Genomic DNA, 3,385 nt, shown 5'->3' with positions numbered 1-3,385 from the left:
TCTGGTCAGTTTATTAGTCTATTTCAGGATACAACTTTATTATCAATCGTCGGATTATCAGAATTATTACGCATGAGTCGCTCAATCTTAGCTCAACCACAATTTTTAGGAGATTATGCAGAAGTTTATTTATTTAACGGCATACTTTTTTGGATTATTTGTTATGCCATGTCAATTGGAAGTCGGCAGTTAGAAAAAAAATTAAATACCGATCATTAACAAAAACAAAAGTAGTCAAAAGTTATCTATCGATCCCTTCAAATCAGCATTTACAGCAATTGCGCTTTGTGGTATCGTTCAAACTATGCTCGTACTCAACTACACTTATCGAATTTATCCCGACCAAAAACAAGTCGAGTTATTGAATGAATGGCTCGAAACTTCTCGTAGTGCTTATAACTATGCTCTTCGAGAACTTAAGGATTGGATTGCCTCGAGAAAATGTCCAATAGACCGGTGTAGTTTGGACAGTGAGTATATTATGAGTGCTGATTACCCATTCCCTGGATATCAGCAACAGCAAAACAATCTCCCCAAGGCTAAGAAAGAGTTTCCGCGACTAGCTGCTGTTCCTTCTCAGGTATTGCAGACAACTATCCGAAGATTGCACGATGCTTGGGACTTTTTCCAGAACAGAGGTTATGGATTTCCTCGCTTCAAAAAGTACGGACAAATGAAGTCTATGTTGTTTCCTCAATTTAAAGTCAATCCGATTACAGGATGGCTTCTCAAACTCCCTAAATTAGGAAAAGTCCAAATAAACTTGCATCGTCCAATACCTGAAGATTTTATTGTCAAGCAGGTCAGGATACTAAAGAAGGCAATGGGGTGGTTTGCTGTAATTACTATTCAATCTGATATTTCTATTCCAGAACCCCTACCCCACGGGCATTTCATCGGGGTAGATGTAGGACTGGATAAATACCTAGCGACCAGTGATGGTTTCGTAGAACCTGGACGAAAATTTTTCCAGACAGAGCATAGTCGGCTGAAAGTGCTACAACGCAGATTGTCTAAGAAAAATAAGGGTTCTGCTAATTATGAGAAAGCAAGGATTAAAGTAGAGAAACAGCATAATCATATTGCATTCAGACGCAAAGACTATCAGCTCAAATTAGCCCATAAATTATGCGACATGGCTGAGACTATCTTTGTAGAAGACATAGATTTTAGAACCATGGCTAAAGGTTTCTTGGGTAAACATACTGTTGATGCAGGTTTTGGACAGTTTAGGAGTATTTTATTTGATGTTGGGAAACAGCGGGGAGTATACGTTGCTCAAGTAGACCACAAAGGTACTTCTCAAACTTGCCCAAACTGCCGTAGTCTAGTCAGAAAAGAACTCTCTAATAGATGGCATAGCTGTCCAGAATGCAAATATGAGGCTGATAGAGACGTAGCTTCAGCACAGGAAATATGTAACCGAGGTTATGAGCAACTTAGTACCCAGGGACTCTGGGGGCAAGAAATGGGCTGTCAAGTCGGGCTGTCGGGGACTTTTTGTCTAGACAAGTGGCGCAGGGCAGCAATGTCTAACAGCGATGTTGGAAGCCCGCACTGCACCTCCTAGAGGTCAGCGTCGGGAGGATGTCACAGGTATTATAGAAATAGACAGATAAGGCGCGGACTTATACTGATAATTATCTTTAGACAGGGAAATATTTTTCCTACTGTTCCCTATTCCCTATTCCCTATTCCCTTCCATGACAGAAACAAAAACCAAACAAACTGAAGCACAAATAAATTCTGATTTAGCAATAGTTGCTAGAGATGTTCAAAAGTGGTACAGCAATAATTTTCATGTCCTTCGTGGAGTAAGTCTCACAGTAAAACGTGGAGAAGTAGTAGTAATTATGGGGCCAAGTGGCTCAGGTAAATCCACCTTTATCCGTACTTTTAATGCTTTAGAAGAATATCAAAAAGGTAGCATTATTATTGATGGCATCAGTTTATCCCATGACTTGAAAAATATTGAGGCAATTAGGCGAGATGTGGGAATGGTATTTCAGCAGTTTAATTTATTTCCCCATCTCACAGTTTTGCAAAATGTCACCTTAGCGCCAATATGGGTGCGTCGATGGCCAAAAGTCAAAGCGGAAGAAGTGGCAATGCAACTTTTGGAAAGAGTGGGTATTTTGGAACAGGCAAAAAAATTTCCCGGTCAACTTTCTGGCGGTCAGCAGCAAAGGGTGGCGATCGCCCGCGCTTTAGCGATGCAACCAAAAATTATGTTGTTTGACGAACCGACTTCTGCATTAGACCCAGAGATGGTGCGAGAAGTTTTGGATGTAATGCGAAATTTGGCAAATTCGGGAATGACGATGGTAGTTGTGACTCATGAAGTAGGTTTTGCCAGGGAGGTGGCAGACCGGATCGTATTAATGGCTGATGGGTTATTGGTAGAGGAGGCGACCCCAGAAGAATTTTTTCAAAACCCGAAGGAGGAGCGCACGCGCCAATTTTTGTCACAGATTTTGTAGGTTTCAAAAAGCTGGAGTTGAGAAAATATGCCTTTGAGTTCTCTCGCTTTCAGAAGCACAGAACAAATGGAAGGGATTTGATTTACTCATCAACTTCATTTTCTGAAGCTCAAAAAATTAGGGGTTGTATGTCACAAAAAATCGTGATAATCTGAGAATAGAATTATATATTGGGTTGCGTTTGCCCATATACATGACTTTTTATTCAACTAAAAAATCAGAGTAAAAACCAAATACATATAATGAATTGCGCTGTCAAACTCAGATAACGCCAGATTTTCCCTCTTCCCTCTTCCCTTAATGCTTAAACAACAATCAACACAAATAAGAATAGTATTAGTAGAACCTGCCGGACCACTGAATGTTGGTTCTGTAGCCCGGATTATGAAAAATATGGGTTTCCATCACCTAGTCTTAGTTAATCCTCAATGCGACCCCCATGGACTAGAAGCCAGGAAAATGGCAGTTCATGCCCCAGAAATTTTAGAAACGGCCACCATAGTTCAAACATTACCTGAAGCACTGAAAGGATGTCAAAGAGCGATCGCCACAACATCCCTAGACCGTTCATTACCCACCAAGCTAGAAAACCCCCGACATTCCCTACCTTGGCTATTAGGATATCCAGCAGCCTTAATATTTGGCAGAGAAGACAGAGGCTTAACTAATGTAGAATTAAACTATGCCCAAAGATTTGTCCGTATTCCATCAGATAATACCTATCGTTCACTAAATCTGGCTCAAGCAGTAGCTATCTGTTGTTATGAACTATATCATTTGCAAACTATAGCACTGAGCGACCAAAAAAGTCAGGATAGTCCACCTAACCCGGCCCCTAATTTAGAAGCTCCAATAGATTTAATGAACGATAGGTATTATCTGATGGAATACGGACAAATCTTTGG

General features: G+C 40.6%; 3 protein-coding genes and 1 pseudogene. All 4 read left to right on the top strand.

Annotation, left to right across the window (positions count from 1 at the left end; translation table 11 throughout):
- Positions 1 to 219, top strand: a pseudogene (locus tag F6K13_RS24715) (amino acid ABC transporter permease); the annotation flags it as partial.
- Between the two features lie 85 nt (positions 220 to 304).
- Complete coding sequence (locus tag F6K13_RS24710; RefSeq protein WP_124154183.1) at positions 305 to 1,570, top strand: RNA-guided endonuclease TnpB family protein; 1,266 nt, start codon at positions 305 to 307, stop codon at positions 1,568 to 1,570.
- Positions 1,571 to 1,703: 133 nt separating this feature from the next.
- Positions 1,704 to 2,480 (top strand): amino acid ABC transporter ATP-binding protein, encoded by a 777-nt coding sequence (locus F6K13_RS24705; protein ID WP_124143602.1) that lies wholly within the window; start codon positions 1,704 to 1,706, stop codon positions 2,478 to 2,480.
- Between the two features lie 300 nt (positions 2,481 to 2,780).
- Positions 2,781 to 3,385 (top strand): RNA methyltransferase (locus tag F6K13_RS24700; protein ID WP_287288668.1); only part of this gene is annotated, 605 nt, incomplete at its 3' end.

The organism is Okeania sp. SIO2B9, assembly GCF_010672505.1.
Lineage (GTDB): Bacteria > Cyanobacteriota > Cyanobacteriia > Cyanobacteriales > Microcoleaceae > Okeania > Okeania hirsuta.
Note: the sequence above shows the minus strand (reverse complement) of the source record. Positions and strands in the feature narration are given on the sequence as shown.

Coding starts and splice junctions, on each gene's coding strand:
- F6K13_RS24710 (WP_124154183.1), top strand. CDS start 305: ATGCTCGTACTCAACTACACTTATCGAATTTATCCCGACCAAAAACAA.
- F6K13_RS24705 (WP_124143602.1), top strand. CDS start 1,704: ATGACAGAAACAAAAACCAAACAAACTGAAGCACAAATAAATTCTGAT.